Consider the following 15771-nt stretch of genomic DNA (forward strand, 5'->3'; position numbering starts at 1 on the left):
CCGAGCCGCCGGGACGTACACCGTCCCGGGGGCTCGGGGCCCCCGGCCTTGTCAGGGGTCCGCGCGGACCGTCCCGCGGTTCACCGGACCGCCCACGCGCGGGACGGGATCAGTCCTCGATGCCCTCGGGCAGCTCGCCGAGCGCGACCAGGTACCGGATCTGGGCCCGCACCGAAGCCAGGGCCGCGAACCTGATCTCCTCGGACACGTCCGGGTAGACACGTGCGGCGACCTCGTCCGCGGTGGCCGCACCCGCTTCCACCGCGCCCCGGACCTGCTCCAGACGCGATTCCCGGTGGTCGATGTAGCGCTGCAGTGCGTGTGCGGGCTCGTTGAGGATGGGGCCGTGGCCGGGCAGCAGCGCACGCACACCGTGTTCCTCCACGATGTCTCGCAAGCGGTACAGCGACCGCATGTACGGGGCGAGGCCGTCGTCCCCGTCGATGACGGTCGTGCCGTACCCCAGGACGGTGTCACCCGTCAGGAGAGCACCGTCGGCCTCCAGGAGAAAACAGACGGAGTCGTCGGTGTGTCCCGGTGTGGCCACCACGCCGAGCTCCAGGCCTTCCACAGTGATCGTCCGGCCGTCCTGCAGGCCCTCCCCTGCCACACGCACCTCCGGGTCGACCGCGTGTACGGGCGCTCCGGTCAGCTCCGACAGGTAAGGCGCGCCGTCGGCGTGATCGGGATGGCGGTGGGTGAGCAACCCGGCCATGATCCGGGCTCCCTGTTCCTGGGCGGCACGGGCCACACGTTCGAGGTGGCGTTCGTCGTCGGGGCCGGGGTCGACGACCACGGCCCCGGATGATCCCGGTTCCCTCAGGATCCAGGTGTTGGTCCCGTCGAGTGTCATCGGGCTCGGGTTCGGGCACAGCACACAGCCGGCCCGTAGCGTGCCGGAACCGTCGATCCTCATCACACCTCGCTTCGCTCGCCCGGGCACGCGGGCCCGGGCTCGGCCGGGAGGGTCTACCTGAGCGCGAACTCGACGCCGCTGGGCAGGACGACCCAGACCTTTCCGTCCTTCTCCCGAATTTCCGGCTCGATGGGGACGATATCCCGTCGGGCTTCCCACACCCCGCGGAGGGTTCCCCGCTCGGCGACCTCGGTACAGCTGGCGACGGTCGGCGGCAGCATCGGCATGCGCCCGGCCCGCCACTCGTCCTGAACCGTGGCGGGATCGCACCACTGGGTCAGGTCGGCCTCCCCTCCCACGTCGCGGGGCTCCTGGCCCGGCGGGAGCTGGGCGATGAAGAAGAAGGTGTCGTAGCGGCGCTTCTCGGACTCGGGGGTGATCCACCGGGACCAGGCCCGCAACCACTCGGCTCGCAGCACCAGGCCGCGCCGGGACAGCACCTCGGTGAAGGACCGGGACCGGTCGATCAGCCCGAGGCGGTCGTTCTCCCAGTCCTCGGTGGTGGTGTCGACGGTGATGACGTCCGCACCGACCTGCTCGGGTTCGCTCGCGAGCAGGACACCGGTCTCCTCGAAGGTCTCGCGTACGGCGGCGCAGACCAGGGCCCGGGCCCCGGGCACGTCGGTTCCGAGCCTCCCGGCCCACTCCTCGGGGCCGGGACCGGTCCAGGGCAGGTTCCCGTCCGCGTCGCGCTCGTCGACCCCGCCCCCGGGGAACACGAAGGCCCCCGGCGCGAAACCCATGGATTCGACCCTGCGCATGAGCAGGACCTCCATGCCGTCGGCCGCTCCGTCCGCTGACGACGGACGCAGCAGCATGACGGTAGCGGCCGGACGGGCCGGGGCGACACCATGGTCCTCGGGCATCGACGCTCCCTCCTTCTGGTCGAAAAGTCGCGCCGGGCCCGAGGAACCCCTACGTGGAGGAACCGCTCAGCGGGCCTCGACGATCATCTCAACCTCGACCGGGGCGTTCAGCGGCAGGGCGGCCACACCGACAGCGCTGCGGGCGTGCACCCCCGCGTCGCCGAAGACCTTGCCGACCAGTTCGCTCGCACCGTTGATCACACCGGGCTGGCCGGTGAAGTCCGGGCTGCTCGCCACGAAACCGACGAGCTTGACGACCCGGGTCACACGGGCGAGGTCGCCCAGTTCGGCCCGCACCGCGGCGATGCCGTTGAGTGCGCACCGGGCGGCCAGTTCCTGTGCGGTCTCGGGGTCGATCTCGGCCCCGACCTTTCCGGTCGCGGGAAGCTCACCCTCGACGAAGGGAAGCTGTCCCGACACGTACACGTGGTCGCCGGTGCGCACCGTGGGCACATAGGCCGCGACGGGGGCGGCGAGATCGGGCAGTGCCAGCCCGAGCTCGGCGATACGCTCCTCGGGCGTGGCCATCAGACTTCCCTCTTCATGTAGGCGACGTACTGCTGGTTGCGGGGGTCGGTGCCCTCCGGCAGGGGGGCGGGGACGACGGAGACGAGCTCCCATCCGTCCTGACCCCAGTTGTCCAGGATCTGCTTGGTGGCATGCGACAGCAGCGCCACGGTCTGGTACTCCCACTTGGCCATACGGCTTCCCCCTCGGTTCTCCGTGCGGCCCTTCCGGACCGCTTCTCGACGCCGCTCACCCTACTTTCCCGACACCGATCGCGCTCCGTCGAACGGCCCCCGCATAGACTCCGTGGGGTGAGCGAGCGTGAGCACCGATCTCCCGGCCCCTGGGACGCATGTGCCGGCGCACGCCTGCACATCGTCACCGGTAAGGGCGGCACGGGGAAGACAACGGCTGCGGCGGCCCTCGCGACCGCGCTGGCCTCCGGCGGCGGCCGGGTCCTGCTCCTGGAGGTCGAGGGTCGCCAAGGCGTGGCATCGCTGCTCGAGCGCTCCCCCCTTCCTCACGAGGAACGTCCGGTGCTGTCAGCCGCGGGGGGCGGCACTGTGTCGGTGCTGGCCGCCGATCCCGAGTCCGCGCTCAAGGAGTACCTGGAACTCTTCTACGGCATACGCCGAGCGGGTCGGGCCCTGAGCCGCCTGGGAGCGGTGGACTTCGCCACCACGATCGCTCCCGGCCTGCGCGACGTACTGCTCACCGGCAAGGCCACCGAGGCGGTACGGCGCCGCAAGGGCCGTGGCGGCCGCACCTCCTCGGCGCCGGCCGGGTCCCCGTTCACCTACGACGCCGTGGTGATGGACGGCCCTCCCACGGGACGGATCGGACGGTTCCTCGACGTCAACTCCGAGGTCGCCGGCCTGGCGAAGGCCGGACCGGTCCACGACCACGCGGAGCGGGCCGCCAGGGTCATCCGGTCCGAAAGCACCCTGGTGCACTTCGTGGCCCTCCTGGAGGAGATGCCGGCACAGGAGACCCGCGACGGCATCGGTGAACTCTCCGCACTCGGCCTGAACACGGGGGCGGTGCTGATCAACATGGTGCGGCCGGAACTCCTCGACGACGCCGGGCTCGAGGCGGCCCGCACGAACACCCTGGACCGCGATGCCCTGACCGCCGGGCTCACCGCAGCGGGTATGTCCGATCCCGCCGGCCTGGCCACCGGGCTCGAGGACGAACTGCACGCCCATGCCGTCCGTGCCGGTCTCGAGGCCGGGGTCCGGGAGGGTTTGGCCTCCCTGGGCTCACCGGTCCTGGAACTGCCCCTCCTGGAACGCGCCACCGGGGAGCGGGCCGTCCAGCACCTGGCCCACGCGCTGACCGAACAGGGGGTGGGCCGGTGAGCCCCGCGCACCGGTCCGGTCCCATGGACGTGGACGCGCTCCTCGACGATCCCGCACGCCGCATCGTGGTCTGTTGCGGGTCGGGCGGGGTCGGCAAGACCACCACGGCCGCTGCGCTGGGGTTGCGCGCGGCCGAGCGCGGTCGGCGGACCGTGGTCATCACCGTCGATCCGGCCCGGCGGCTGGCACAGTCCATGGGGCTGGAGTCCCTCGACAACACGCCGCGCCGGGTGCTGCTGCCCGAGAACACCCCGGGTGAGCTGCACGCCATGATGCTCGACATGAAGCGCACGTTCGACCAGGTCGTGGAGGAGCACGCCGATCCCGCGCGGGCTCGGCAGATCCTGGACAACCCGTTCTACGAGACCCTCTCGACGGGTTTCTCCGGGACCCAGGAGTACATGGCCGTGGAACGGCTCGGACAACTGCGCGAGTCCGGCGAGTGGGACCTCATCGTGGTCGACACCCCGCCCAGCCGGTCGGCCCTGGACTTCCTGGACGCCCCCGAACGGTTGGGGCGCTTCCTGGACAGTAAGCTCATGCGTTTCCTGACGGAGCCGGCGGGTTCGGGGCCGCTGCGGTTGCTGGGCGCCGGTGTGAGCATGGTGACGTCGGTGATCGGCAAGCTGGTCGGGGCACAGTTCCTGAACGATCTGCGCTCGTTCACCTCGGCGTTCGAGGCGGTCTTCGGCGGGTTCCAGGAACGTGCCGAACGTACTTACCAGCTGTTGCAGGACCCGGGGACGGCGTTCGTGGTGGTGTCCGTGCCCGAACCCGACGCGATGCGGGAGGCAGCGTTCTTCGTACGCCGCCTGGCCTCGGACGGTATGCCGACGGCGGGTCTGGTACTCAACCGGACCCATCCCCTTCCGGAGGGCCCGGCGGCACGGCTGGGCCCCGAGGAGGCGGAGCAGGCCGCGCAGGCCCTGGCCCGGACCGGGAAGCACCCGTTGGCCGAGGCGGCGTTGCGGCTGCATGCCGAACGGGCGCACGTACGCGGGCGGGAACTGCTCCTGCTCGACAGGGTCCTCACCGCGCATCCGGATGTGCGGGTCTCGGAGGTGGCCGCTCTGGCCGGTGACGTCCACGACCTCACCGGACTGCGCCGGATCGGGGACCTTCTGGCGGGTGCGGGACCCGTCGGCGGGGATCCGGCCGCCGGAACGGGGTGACCATGGCCGGCCGCTCGCAGCGGTGGCCCACGGTCGGTATGCGCCACAGCGCTCGGGACCGCGCCGGGACCGGTGCCCGGCACCGCGGTGGGAACGGCGCTCAGCACCTGGTCAGTACTGGGCGGCGGCGTAACGCGCCGGGTCCTCGCCCTGTCGATCGGCCCGTTCCAGGAGATCGCCCCAATCCTCCACCTCGGGGTGTTTACGCAGGAGAGATCGGCGTTCCCGTTCGGTCATGCCGCCCCAGACCCCGAACTCGACCCGGTGTTCGAGGGCGTCGGTGAGGCACTCGATCCGTACCGGGCAACCCCGGCAGACGAGCTTGGCCGTGTTCTGTGCGGCTCCGCTGACGAACAGCGTGTCCGGGTCGAGTTCACGGCACAGGGCCCGGGTGATCCATTGGTCGGTCCGCATTTGCCCGCACTCCCAAATCTCGTGCTCGCGGGGTCCAAGAGGTATCCGCACTCTGGTTGAGTGGAGGGGGAGGCCCCATCGTCGTGTGGGGTGTTCGGCGTCCGGTTCTGCATCGCCCGCCCACCCCCATGGCCTCGAACGTACGGTTTCGTGACCCGTGCCGACAGAACCCACTCGACCCCCTTTGCATCCAACCGAATATGGCCCGTCCGGGCCATTGCGTGGGCGGCCGCCACCGGTGAGCAGGAGCGCGGCCATCGCGGGCGAGGAGCCCGGTGAGCAGGGGTCCGGTCCGGGATCGTGACAAGATGGACCCAGTGAACGAGGCGCGCGGCGGTGTGGGTAGTTGGTGTGATTCAGACCTTTTCATGGTGGAACACACCACTTCGGGCACGTACGGTCACTTAGTCTTGATGGGGTGGGTCAGGGGACATTGCTTCAGAGAATCAGCCAACTGGTAGTCGTCAGCGCCATAGCCGGCTTTCTGGTCGCCGCGCTTGCGCTCCCAGCCGTCGGCGGAATGGGGATCACCGCACGCAACATCGCGGGCGGCTTCCTGGACATGCCCAGCAATCTGGAGACGCCGCCTCCCCCGCAGCGCTCCACCATCTACGATGCCGACGGCAACGTCGTCGCCGAGATCTTCGACCAGAACCGTGAGCTCGTCGCGCTCGAAGACATCTCGGAAGAGATGGTCCACGCGATCCTCGCCATCGAGGACTCCAGCTTCTACGAACACGGCGGGCTCGACATCTCCGGGACCCTCCGCGCCGCCATCCGCACCATGGGCGGCGACACCGAGGGTGCTTCCTCCATCACCCAGCAGTACGTCAAGAACGTGCAGATCGAAGCGGCCACCTCTCAGGAGGAACTCGAGGAGGCCCGCGAGACGACCATCGCCCGCAAGATCCGGGAACTGCGCTACGCGATCGCCCTGGAACAGCGGATGACCAAGGACGAGATCCTCGAGGGCTACCTCAACATCGCCTACTTCAGCGACGGCGCCTACGGGGTGGAGTCGGCAGCACAGCACTACTTCCAGAAGCCCGCGAGCGAACTCGAGGTCCACGAGGCCGCCACCATCGCGGGACTGGTCCGGTACCCCTACCTCTACAATCCGCGTTTCTTCCCCGAGCAGAGCGTCGAACGCCGCAATGTCGTCATCGACCGCATGTCCTCTGTGGGCTACATCACCGAGTCCGAGGCCGAGGAAGCCAAGCAGGAGGAACTCGAAGTCGACCTGGAGACCCCGCCCAACGGCTGCGTCCCCAGCGACCAACCCTTCTTCTGCGACTACGTGGTGCAGGAGATCGAGAAGAACGAGCGCTACGGGCCCAACGAGACCGAGCGGGCACGCTGGCTGCGCACCGCCGGACTCGACATCCACACCACTCTGGACCCGCAGACGCAGGAAGCCGGCCAGGAGGCCGTGGACAAGTGGGTCCCCCGCGAGAACGAGTCCCGCAAGGTCGCTGCCCAGGTCATCCTCGAACCCGGGACCGGGCGCGTGCTCGGCATGATGCAGAGCCGCAACTTCGGACCGGACGAGGGCAACATCGGTGAGACCTCCATCAACTTCACCACCGGGTCCGACCGCGGTGGCAGCACCGGTTTCCAGGCCGGGTCGACGTTCAAGGCGATCACCCTCGCCGCCGCTCTCGACCAGGGAAAACCCTTCAGTACGAGCTTCAACTCGCCCGGATCCACGACCGTCAGCGGCCAACGTTCCTGCAACGGCGGGACCCTGCCGCCCTGGTCACTGAGCAACGCGGGCGAGAGCAACGGCGGCCACCACAACATGCTCTCGGGGACCCAGCAGTCCTCCAACACCTACTTCGCCCAGCTCCAGGCGAGCGTGGGGCTGTGCGAGACCATCGAGATGGCCGAGACCCTCGGCCTCCAGCGGGCCGACGGCACGAAGTTCACGGAGAACGAGAACACCCTCGCCAACAACAGCTTCACCCTCGGCAGTGAAGAGGTCGCACCGATCGACCTCGCCGGCGCCTACGCGACCTTCGCCTCCGGCGGCCAACTGTGCGAGCCCCAGCCCATCGACCGCATCGAGGACCGGCAGGCCGGCACCACCATCGAGATCGAGCCCGAGTGCGAGCAGGTCATCGACGAGGAGGTCGCCGACGGGGTCAGCTTCCTGCTGACGCAGACCTTCAAGAGCGGGGGCACCGCCAGCGGCCTGGGCATCGGCCGTCCGGCCGCCGGCAAGACCGGCTCCACCGACGGCACCGCGGCCGCCTGGTTCGCCGGCTTCACGCCGCAGATGGCCGGGTCCGTCTTCGTGGGCGACCCGCGCGGCCCGCAGCAGTACCCGCTGCGCAACGTCAGCTTCGGCGGACGCTCCTACGGCCAGGTCTACGGAGGTACCGTCCCCGGGCCGATCTGGCAGGAGACCTTCCAGGGCGCCCACGAGGGCCTCGAGGAGGAGAGCCTGGCCTCGCCGCCGTCGCAGTACGGTTCGACCTCCAGTGGGGGCGGTTCCGGCAGCAGCCCGGACGGGGACGCCAGCCCGACCAGTGACGACCAGAGCGTGCCCAACGTCGTCGGCCAGGACGAGTCCGAGGCCGTGGCCAACCTGGAGGGTGCCGGCTACCGGGTCAACGTCTCCGGTACCAGCGTCGCCTCCGCCCACCCCGGGGGCACCGTCGCCGCGGTCAACCCGGACCCCGGCACGACCCTGCCCGAGGGCGCGACCGTCAACGTGTTCCTGAGTGAGGGCGGTGGCGGGACCGCAGCGGGCCCGGGCGGCCTGCCCACGGTCCAGCCCGCCCTGCCCACGGACCCGCGCGAGGGGTCCTTCTAGAGGACAGCACACGAAACGCCCGGTCCCGGATCACTTCCGGTGCCGGGCGTTCGTCTTGCGTACTGGTCAGGAGGTGAGCTGCCGCTTGACCTCGGCGGCCACGCGGGAACCCTCGGCCCGGCCGGCCACGCGCGGGTTCACCACCTTCATGACCTGGCCCATCTCCTTGGGGCCCTGCGCTCCGGTCTCACCGATGGCCGAGGACACCAACTCGGCCAGTTCCTCATCGGTAAGCTGCTTGGGCAGGTAGTCCGAAATGACCTCGCTCTCGGCCCGTTCGGCCTCGGCCTGGTCGGCCCGACCGCCCTTCTCGAACGCCTCGGCCGCCTCACGGCGCTTCTTGGCCTCCCGGGTCAACAGCTTGGTGACCTCGGCGTCGTCGAGGTCGCGCTGGGAGGATCCCGCGGCCTCCTCCGTGGAGATGGCGGCCAACACCATGCGCAGGGTGCCGGTACGCACCTTGTCGCGCGCCTTGATGGCAGCGGTCAGGTCGTTCTTGAGGCGGTCCTTGAGTTCGGGCATGCCACAAATCCTACGGTGGCCGGGACAACGCCACCATCCGTTTCCCGTCCGGTACCCCACGGCCGGCGGAGGCCACACGATCGACGACGAAGGAGACCCCGGATGGGCGACGACCGACGACTCACACGCCGGATCGGCCGTGCGGCCGCCGTGACCGGTGCCGTCGGAGCGGCCGGGCTGGTCTATGCCTCGGTCATCGAGCGCAACTGGTTCCGGTTGCGCCGCTACGAGCTGCCCCTGCTCCCTCCGGGGAGCCCGCGCCTGCGTGTACTGCACTTGTCGGACGCGCACCTGACCCCCGGCCGGCGGATGCTCATCGAATGGATCCGGGGTCTGGAGACCCACGAACCCGATGTGGTGATCAACACAGGCGATTCTCTGGCCCATCCCGACGCCGTCGGTCCCTTCATCGACGCCCTCGGACCGCTGCTCGACCGGCCGGGCGCGTTCGTGTACGGCTCCAACGACCTGTTCTCCCCGCAGTTGAAGAATCCCGCGCGGTACTTGTGGCGGACCAGTAAGCACGACTACAGCAAGCGCCGTGTGCCCGACCTGCCCTGGCGTGACCTGGGTTCGGCAATGGCCTCCGCGGGCTGGCTGGATCTCAACAACCACAAGGGCCGCCTCGAAGCCAACGGGGTCTCTGTGGCACTCGCGGGGGTGCACGACTCCCACATCAAGCTCGACCGGTACGACGACGTGGCCGGCCCCGCCGACCCGGACGCCGACGTGCGTCTGGGTGTGCTGCACTCGCCCGAACCGGCCAACCTGTCCCGGTTCAGCGCGGACGGGTACCAACTGCTGATGGCCGGGCACACCCACGGCGGGCAACTGTGCCTGCCCTTCTACGGGACACTCGTGACCAACTGCGGTATCGACCGGGTGCGTGCCTGGGGGCTGCACCAGTACGAGAACTCCTGGCTGCACGTGTCCGGCGGCCTGGGAACCTCCCCGTACGCTCCCGTGCGGTTCTGCTGCCGCCCGGAGGCCTCGCTCCTGGACCTCGTTGCCCAGGCCTGAACCGTCCGGTGCGTCCGGGTCCGATCAGCGGCCCGGACGCGCCGATGTGCGAAGCACTCCTCATATCAGCTAGAATCGTGGGTGTTGCTTCGGGGTGTAGCGCAGCTTGGTAGCGCGCTTCGTTCGGGACGAAGAGGTCGTGGGTTCGAATCCCGCCACCCCGACGAGCACGAAGGGCCGGTTCCCACGGGACCGGCCCTTCGTCGTGTCCGGGCGGGAAGACCCGGGAGCGGGGGTACGGAGGGTCGGCGCCCCGCGGCACCGACCCTCCGCCGTGGCGGGATCAGAGTGCGCCGACGTTGACGTCGATGCAGGCGTAGAAGGCGTTGGCGGTGTCGGCGACGTTCCAGCGGGCCAGGATGGTCTGTTCACCGCTGTAGCCCGACAGGTCGATCTCGTGCGTGAAGTTGTCCGGCGGCTGGGCGCCCTGGTCGTCGAAGCTGTCGACGAGCGCACCGTCGATGAAGTACTCCCACTCGGCACTCGAGTGGTTCGCGGTGATGGTCCACTCCAGGTTCGCGGTGGTGCCCACCGGGGTGACGTCCCACCCGTAGTTGTCGTCGTCGAGTTCGGAATAGAGCTCGTTGCCGCCGGAGCAGCTCATCAGACCCTTGGGGCCCTCGACACTCTGCGGCTCCCACTGGATCGGGCCGCAGTCGACGACACCGGCGGCGCACTGGGCCTGGCGGCTCGGGGGATCGGAGACATAGCCGTGTGCGCTAGCGGTACCGGCAGGCATGAGGGCGAAGATGAGCGCGGTGGATCCGGCGACCGCGGCGGAGGAACGGAGAACTCGGTTCGTCATGTGCGAAGCCCTTCTCTTCGGGTCGCGGCCTCTGAGGGGTCTCGGGCCGCAGCGGGGGTGACCCGGGCCCGTCGGCCCAGGGCGGGTGGAGCGCCGACGCGGGGTCGGACAAGCACCCGCGTCGATGCGAACGGCGTCGTCCCGGCGCTTTTCGGGTGTCCCCGAAAAACGCCTTCCACCCGATGCGGAAAACAGTAAACACCCCTTATAGATGAGTCAAGGCTCTGCCGTTCCGCGTGCATGCGAGGGCACGCAGTGCCACCACCCGCAGCTCAGGGAGGCCATGCCCCGCCTCGCACTGGTATGTGCGAGACCGAGGCCCGGAGGGCGCCCCGAACTGGAAATACTATTAACAAATAGGGATCCGGTCTGCCGGAACCACGGCCACCTTGGGCCGCGGTCCTCACCCGGAAGACGGAGTTGCCTCACTCCACGCGCGAAGGGTCCCCGGCGCCCGAGGAACGGCGCGCGAGCTCCTTCCGGGCGAACTCGGCGTCGTCCAGATCCAGCTCGGTGAGGGTCCGTACTGCCGAGGTGAGCAGCTCACACGCACGTTCGTCGTCGACCACGGACGCGGGGAGCCCGCCGAGGGCGAGCGCGGCCTTGGCCGAGATGTACTGCTCGTCCCGCTCATCGGCCATCGCGAGCGCCTTGTTCAGGGCACGGGCCGCCTCGTCCGGGCGACCGGCGGCGCCGTAGGTGACCCCGAGGTCGGCGAGGATCTCCGCGTCCCCACTGTGGTCTCCCAAGGTGTCGGCCAGCTCGAGGGCAGCGGCATGTTCCTCCACCGCTCTCTCCCAATTGCCGGAGAGCCGGTGGGCCTTGCCCAGGGAGTTGTACACGTAGATCCGGTTGCCCGCCAGGGACAGCTTCGTCGACAGCTCGAGGGCCTCCCCCAGGTCGGCGAAGGCCCCCTCGATGTCACCCAGCGCCGCCCGCGCCTCCCCCATCACTCGACGGGTGTGCGCGGCCGTCTCCTCCAGGTCCGTGCCCGATGCGCGCTCCATGGCCTTCCCTGCGCAGTGGATGGCCTCCTCGTACTGGCCCAGGCTCTGGCGCAGCACGGCCAGGTTCCCCCACTGCAGGGACTCGATGTCGGTGTTTCCGACGGCCACCGCGTGTTCCAGCGCCTCTTCGATCGCCCCGGCCGACTCCGTGAACCGCCCGACCCGCTCGTAGACCATGCCCAGGTTCGCGTTGACACGCAGGATCCCCATGCTGTCGTCGAGCCCGACGAGGATCTCGTGTGCCTGCGACAACAGGTCCAGGGCCTCGGCGAACCGCCCGGTGATGTAGTGGGCGATACCGAGTCCGATGAACGTGACCGCACGCCCACGTCCGCTGCCCTGTTGCTCGCTGACCTGGAGTGCGCGCTGGTGCGAACTGACCAGGAGCGCCATGTGTCCCCGCAAGGCGTAGAACCGCCACACCAGGTCGGCCATGCGCCAGGCCTGGTCCCCGAAGTCGCCGGAAGCGAAGAACTCGATGGTTTCGGCGAGGTTCTCGTGGTGGAGGGAGAACCAGCGTTCGGCGTCCTCCCGGGTGGACAGATCGCTGCGGTAGGGGCGGTGCGTGGAACCTTCGTACCCCTCCTCCGCCCGCGGACCGAGCAGGTCGGTGCCCCTTCGAGCGGTGTCGAGGTAGTAGTGCGCCAAGGACAGGCGCGCCTTCTCGACGGTCTCCTCCCCGAGTACCGGTTCGGCCCGGGACCGGCAGAAGTCCGTGATGAGGTCGTGCAATCGGTAGACGTCACCCTGGGGTTCGGAGAGCAGGTACATGCCGACGAGCTCCTGGAGCATGTCGTCGGCCTCCTCCACGCTGGTGCCGAGCAGCGCCGCAGCACCGGTGAGGTCCACCGTGTCGCCGATCATCATCCCGAGGAGCAGGAAGGCGTGCCGCTGCTCGCTGTTGAGGCTCTGGTAGGAGAGATCGATCGCCGACTCGACGCTCTGCCCCTCCACCTGGAGTTCGCGCAGCCGGCGGTCGCGTTCGCCGAGCCGGCTCGCAACGTGTGCGAGCGACCACCGCGGACGACTGAGGATCCGACCGGCCACGACCCGCAGGGCCAGGGGGAGACCGCCGCACAGCCGGGCGATGGCGCGTGCACTGTCGGGCTCGTCCTCCACACGGGACTCCCCCAGCACCTTGGACAGCAGGTCCAACGAGGAGTCCTCGTCGAACATCCCGAGGGAGACGAACCGGGCCCCGTTGATCCCGCTGACGTCCTTGCGTGCGGTGATGACGGTCAGCGACCCCGGCGAAGGCAGCACGAGCGGGCTGGCCTGGGTGACGTTGAAGGCGTTGTCGAGGATCAGCAGCACCCGGCGGTCGGCCATCGTGGCACGCCAGAGTGCGGAGCGTTCGTCCAGGGACTCGGGAACGGCCTCCGGTGCCACACCCACTGCCCTCAACAGGGCCCCGAGCGCGGACGAGGCGCTGAGCGGGCCGCGGTCGGTGTTGTAGCCGTACAGATCGATGAAGAGCTGCCCGTCGGGGTAGTGCTCGGCGGCTCCGTGCCCGAAGTGGACGGCCGTGGTGGTCTTGCCCTCGCCACCGCTGCCGGTGATCACACAGACCTGGGCACGGTCCCCGCCGCCGTCCACGAGATCGCGCATACGGGCCAGTGGCTGCTCGCGGCCGGTGAAGTCGGGCAGGTCGCGGGGCAGGTCGTTGCGGACGACGTAGGTGTCGGAGGCCGTTGCGGGTTCGTCCGGTACCGCACGTCGGACGCTCGGCACCTCCTCCCGCAGGATGCGCGCGTGCAGGTCCATGACCTCGGCACCGGGGTCCACGCCCAGTTCCTCGGCCAGGCCGGAACGGAACTCCTCGTAGGCGGTGAGCGCCTTGGCCCGGTCGTTGTCGTGCCACAGGGCGGTGATGAGCAGGTGGTGGAGGCGTTCGCGGAAGGGTTCGCCGCGAGTGAGCGGGGTCAGGCGTGCGACGACGTCGCCGGCGCGGCCGAGTTCGAGGGCGTGTTCGGCCCACGCGGTGACGGCGGACCAGTACTCCTCCAGAAGCGGGGTGACCACGGAGTAGGCCAGGTGTTCGGACCCCACCCCGGAGAACGGGGCCCCGCGCCAGCACCGCAGGGACTGTTCGAGCAGTCCGGCAGCTTCGTGCGCGGGGGCGTCCGCGGCGCGTTCGCGCAGGCGTCGGAATCGGTGCAGGTCGACGCTCTCGGGGTCGAAGTCGAGGACGTAACCACCGGCGGTGGTGGCGATGGTGTCCGGCAGCAGCCGCCTGAGGTGGGAGATCTGGACCTGGATGACCGACCGTGCGGTGCGCGGTGGATCATCACTCCAGAGGTAGCCGATGAGCTGGTCGAAGGTCACTTCCCGGCCGAGATGGACCAGGAGCGCGCCGAGCACACAACGCTGACGCGGTCCGCCCACTGTGACCGGGCGCCCCTCGTTCCAGACGGTTATGGGACCGAGCACACTGAATTCCACAACGGGTCAGCCTAGCAAGGTGAATTGGCGCAAAGGAGAAATGCGCACAAGAAAAGCGGCCCCGAGCATCCCCCTCCGAAACGATACTCGGGGCCGCGACCCGTGGCCGTGGACGGCCCTGCGGTCCACTACTCCGTCGAAGGGGTCTCCTCCGAGGGGTGCTCCTCCGGAGCGTCCTTGCCGGGCTCGGGCTCCTCCAGAGGACGCATCTTCGCGGCCGGCCGGACGTCGGCCACGAGACGCTCGAACTCCTCGTCCACGGTGAGCATCTTCGGCACTCTGACCCCTCTTCTCACAGCACTCGCGTAGATGCGCAATGTAGCTCTACGCCGTCGATCGATCATCAACATCGGCCCCGTCTCCGGGATGGCGTGGCCACCCGCGGTGCCTCCGCCTTCACGAACACCGCGGGTGGCATGTGCCCAGTGAACTCCGCGTGGTGCGAGCCCCGCGAGCCGTCCTCTCGCGGGCACCGTCCGCGTCGAACACCTTCGACACTAGAGAGATCGTCTTACAGGAAGCTTTCAGTCCACTTTCAGGGGGCAGTGGATCGCATTTCTCACGGACGGTCGCGTGATGAGCACCCTATGCCCGCTCCGGATTCGACGAAACTCTGCACCAGACATCTTGGACTTCCCCGATGATCCCCTCTCGGGACGTCCGTCCTTTACGGTCACGCAACTACTATCAAACTGGCCTATCCGATATCCATTAACAGAACCGAACCGGCGAACCGCTCCGATCGCCCTCCACCACAGGGCATGATCGTGGCAGGGATGTCGTTGTGCGGAGGACCGGGGCACGAGACATCGGACGCGAAGGAGGACTGCCCGTATGCAGGACGGTGACGGTAACGGCTGGGTGCGCCTGTCCGACGGCTCCTACCGATGGGGGCTCTACGGCGCGGCCGGCCTGCTGCTCCACGCCCCCGATTCCCAGGGGGCCGGGCACGTGCTGCTGCAGCACCGTGCCGGATGGACCCACATGGGCGGCACCTGGGGCATCCCGGGTGGGGCGCGCAACCGCGACGAGACCCCCCTGGAAGCGGCTGTGCGTGAGTTCCGCGAGGAGGTCGCCGGCAACCTGTCCGAGTACACGGTCCTGGGCACCTACGAGCACGACCTCAGGCAGTGGCGCTACGACACGTTCCTGCTCGGACTGGCCTCGATGGTCCCGTTCCGGGCCGGCAACTCCGAGAGCAACGAGATCCGTTGGGTCCCGGTGGAGGAGGCCGAGGCCCTCCCCCTGATGCCGGCGTTCCGGTCCGCCTGGCAGGATCTGCGCTCCGGCCTCGGGGCCTTCCCGATGAGCGACACCGTTCCGGGCCCGGGCACTTCCTGAGCCGCTCGATCGTTGTCATCGTGCCGCCCCGTGACCTCGGGACCGGCTTCGAAGCTTCCACTCGGGGGAAAGTCAGGGGCGGGCCCTGATGCGCCCAGAGCCAGGACGTTGCATGCTGAAAGGGACGACCCGGTCAAGAGCGGGCGTCACGCGATTCGACTGGAGCGGTAGTCATGACGCTGGAGCGTGGTAGCGCATTCACCCCGGTGGCCTCGGCGACGATGGTCTGGCCGTGGGGCCTGTCCCTCCTGGGCGGCGCTGCGGGTGGCGCCCTGTTCTTCCTGTTCAATCTCGGCGCCGGGGCCCTGGCTTCCGGCCTCGGCGCGGCTGTGATCTTCTTCGCGCTCTTCGGCGGTGTGGGCGGGGTGGTCAGCAAGAAGAGCGACCGCCGCGGGCGTCGCTGGGCCGCCTCCTACCCATTCCGGTACGCGGCCGTTCCGGCCGTCGTCGGCGGCGCGGGCTACGGCCTCGTGCAGATGCTGAGCGCCTCCGTCCTGGGTGGTCTCTTCGGAGGCCTGTTCGTCGCCGCTGCCATCTGGATCACCGTGGGCCTCATCGCGACCCTGGTCGGCGAGAAGAAGTAACG

15 protein-coding genes and 1 tRNA gene are annotated in these 15771 nt (G+C 69.2%); 7 read left to right on the forward strand and 9 right to left on the reverse strand.

Annotated elements, in window-relative coordinates:
* Nucleotides 1-109: 109 nt before the first annotated feature.
* The 4 genes from D456_RS0120200 to D456_RS26075 form a co-directional block, all read right to left on the reverse strand.
* On the reverse strand, nt 110-916 hold the full coding sequence (locus tag D456_RS0120200) for an MBL fold metallo-hydrolase (RefSeq protein WP_017577996.1): 807 nt from the start codon (nt 914-916) through the stop codon (nt 110-112).
* A gap of 53 nt (nt 917-969) precedes the next feature.
* A complete protein-coding gene (locus tag D456_RS0120205) occupies nt 970-1782 on the reverse strand; it encodes an NUDIX hydrolase (protein ID WP_017577997.1) in 813 nt (270 codons plus the stop codon).
* 66 nt (nt 1783-1848) lie between these two features.
* Complete coding sequence (locus tag D456_RS0120210; RefSeq protein ID WP_017577998.1) at nt 1849-2310, reverse strand: RidA family protein; 462 nt, start codon at nt 2308-2310, stop codon at nt 1849-1851.
* A complete protein-coding gene (locus tag D456_RS26075) occupies nt 2310-2483 on the reverse strand; it encodes a DUF4177 domain-containing protein (protein WP_017577999.1) in 174 nt (57 codons plus the stop codon). Before D456_RS26075 ends, D456_RS0120210 begins: the two co-directional genes overlap by 1 nt.
* Before the next feature lie 117 nt (nt 2484-2600).
* Between D456_RS26075 and D456_RS0120220 the strand changes: the two genes are divergently transcribed.
* Together D456_RS0120220 and D456_RS24635 are read left to right on the forward strand one after the other, a co-directional pair.
* Complete coding sequence (locus D456_RS0120220; protein ID WP_017578000.1) at nt 2601-3647, forward strand: ArsA-related P-loop ATPase; 1047 nt, start codon at nt 2601-2603, stop codon at nt 3645-3647.
* A 23-nt stretch (nt 3648-3670) separates the two neighbouring features.
* Complete coding sequence (locus D456_RS24635) at nt 3671-4819, forward strand: ArsA family ATPase (RefSeq protein ID WP_193373857.1); 1149 nt, start codon at nt 3671-3673, stop codon at nt 4817-4819.
* Between the two features lie 111 nt (nt 4820-4930).
* Here D456_RS24635 and D456_RS0120230 read toward each other — a convergent pair whose 3' ends face one another.
* Nucleotides 4931-5233 carry a WhiB family transcriptional regulator gene (locus D456_RS0120230; RefSeq protein WP_017578002.1) on the reverse strand — a complete coding sequence of 101 codons (303 nt, stop codon included), beginning with the start codon at nt 5231-5233 and terminating at the stop codon, nt 4931-4933.
* A gap of 433 nt (nt 5234-5666) precedes the next feature.
* On the opposite strand from D456_RS0120230, the gene D456_RS0120235 reads away from it, so the two are divergent.
* Nucleotides 5667-8048, forward strand: coding sequence for a transglycosylase domain-containing protein (locus D456_RS0120235; RefSeq protein ID WP_026116058.1), 2382 nt, complete (start codon nt 5667-5669; stop codon nt 8046-8048).
* A gap of 66 nt (nt 8049-8114) precedes the next feature.
* Here the strand turns inward: D456_RS0120235 and D456_RS0120240 are convergent, their stop codons facing one another.
* Complete coding sequence (locus D456_RS0120240) at nt 8115-8570, reverse strand: GatB/YqeY domain-containing protein (RefSeq protein ID WP_017578004.1); 456 nt, start codon at nt 8568-8570, stop codon at nt 8115-8117.
* A 102-nt stretch (nt 8571-8672) separates the two neighbouring features.
* On the opposite strand from D456_RS0120240, the gene D456_RS0120245 reads away from it, so the two are divergent.
* Together D456_RS0120245 and D456_RS0120250 are read left to right on the forward strand one after the other, a co-directional pair.
* Entirely contained in the window at nt 8673-9590 is a 918-nt protein-coding gene (locus tag D456_RS0120245) for a metallophosphoesterase (RefSeq protein WP_017578005.1), read from the forward strand.
* Between the two features lie 90 nt (nt 9591-9680).
* Nucleotides 9681-9754, forward strand: a tRNA-Pro gene (locus D456_RS0120250).
* Nucleotides 9755-9873: 119 nt separating this feature from the next.
* Here D456_RS0120250 and D456_RS0120255 read toward each other — a convergent pair.
* The 3 genes from D456_RS0120255 to D456_RS27150 all read right to left on the reverse strand — a co-directional run bounded on the left by D456_RS0120255 (nt 9874) and on the right by D456_RS27150 (nt 14122).
* Nucleotides 9874-10395: a lytic polysaccharide monooxygenase auxiliary activity family 9 protein gene (locus D456_RS0120255; RefSeq protein ID WP_017578006.1), complete on the reverse strand. Its 522-nt coding sequence runs from the start codon at nt 10393-10395 to the stop codon at nt 9874-9876.
* A gap of 425 nt (nt 10396-10820) precedes the next feature.
* A complete protein-coding gene (locus D456_RS0120260; RefSeq protein WP_193373854.1) occupies nt 10821-13832 on the reverse strand; it encodes an AfsR/SARP family transcriptional regulator in 3012 nt (1003 codons plus the stop codon).
* A gap of 140 nt (nt 13833-13972) precedes the next feature.
* Nucleotides 13973-14122, reverse strand: coding sequence for a hypothetical protein (locus D456_RS27150; protein WP_017578008.1), 150 nt, complete (start codon nt 14120-14122; stop codon nt 13973-13975).
* Nucleotides 14123-14678: 556 nt separating this feature from the next.
* Between D456_RS27150 and D456_RS0120270 the strand changes: the two genes are divergently transcribed.
* Both D456_RS0120270 and D456_RS0120275 read left to right on the forward strand, forming a co-directional pair.
* Nucleotides 14679-15185, forward strand: coding sequence for an NUDIX hydrolase (locus D456_RS0120270; protein ID WP_017578009.1), 507 nt, complete (start codon nt 14679-14681; stop codon nt 15183-15185).
* 173 nt (nt 15186-15358) lie between these two features.
* A complete protein-coding gene (locus D456_RS0120275) occupies nt 15359-15769 on the forward strand; it encodes a hypothetical protein (RefSeq protein ID WP_017578010.1) in 411 nt (136 codons plus the stop codon).
* Nucleotides 15770-15771 lie beyond the last annotated feature (2 nt).

Origin of the sequence: Nocardiopsis kunsanensis DSM 44524 (genome assembly GCF_000340965.1) — a bacterium.
Classification (GTDB): Bacteria; Actinomycetota; Actinomycetes; order Streptosporangiales; family Streptosporangiaceae; genus Nocardiopsis; species Nocardiopsis kunsanensis.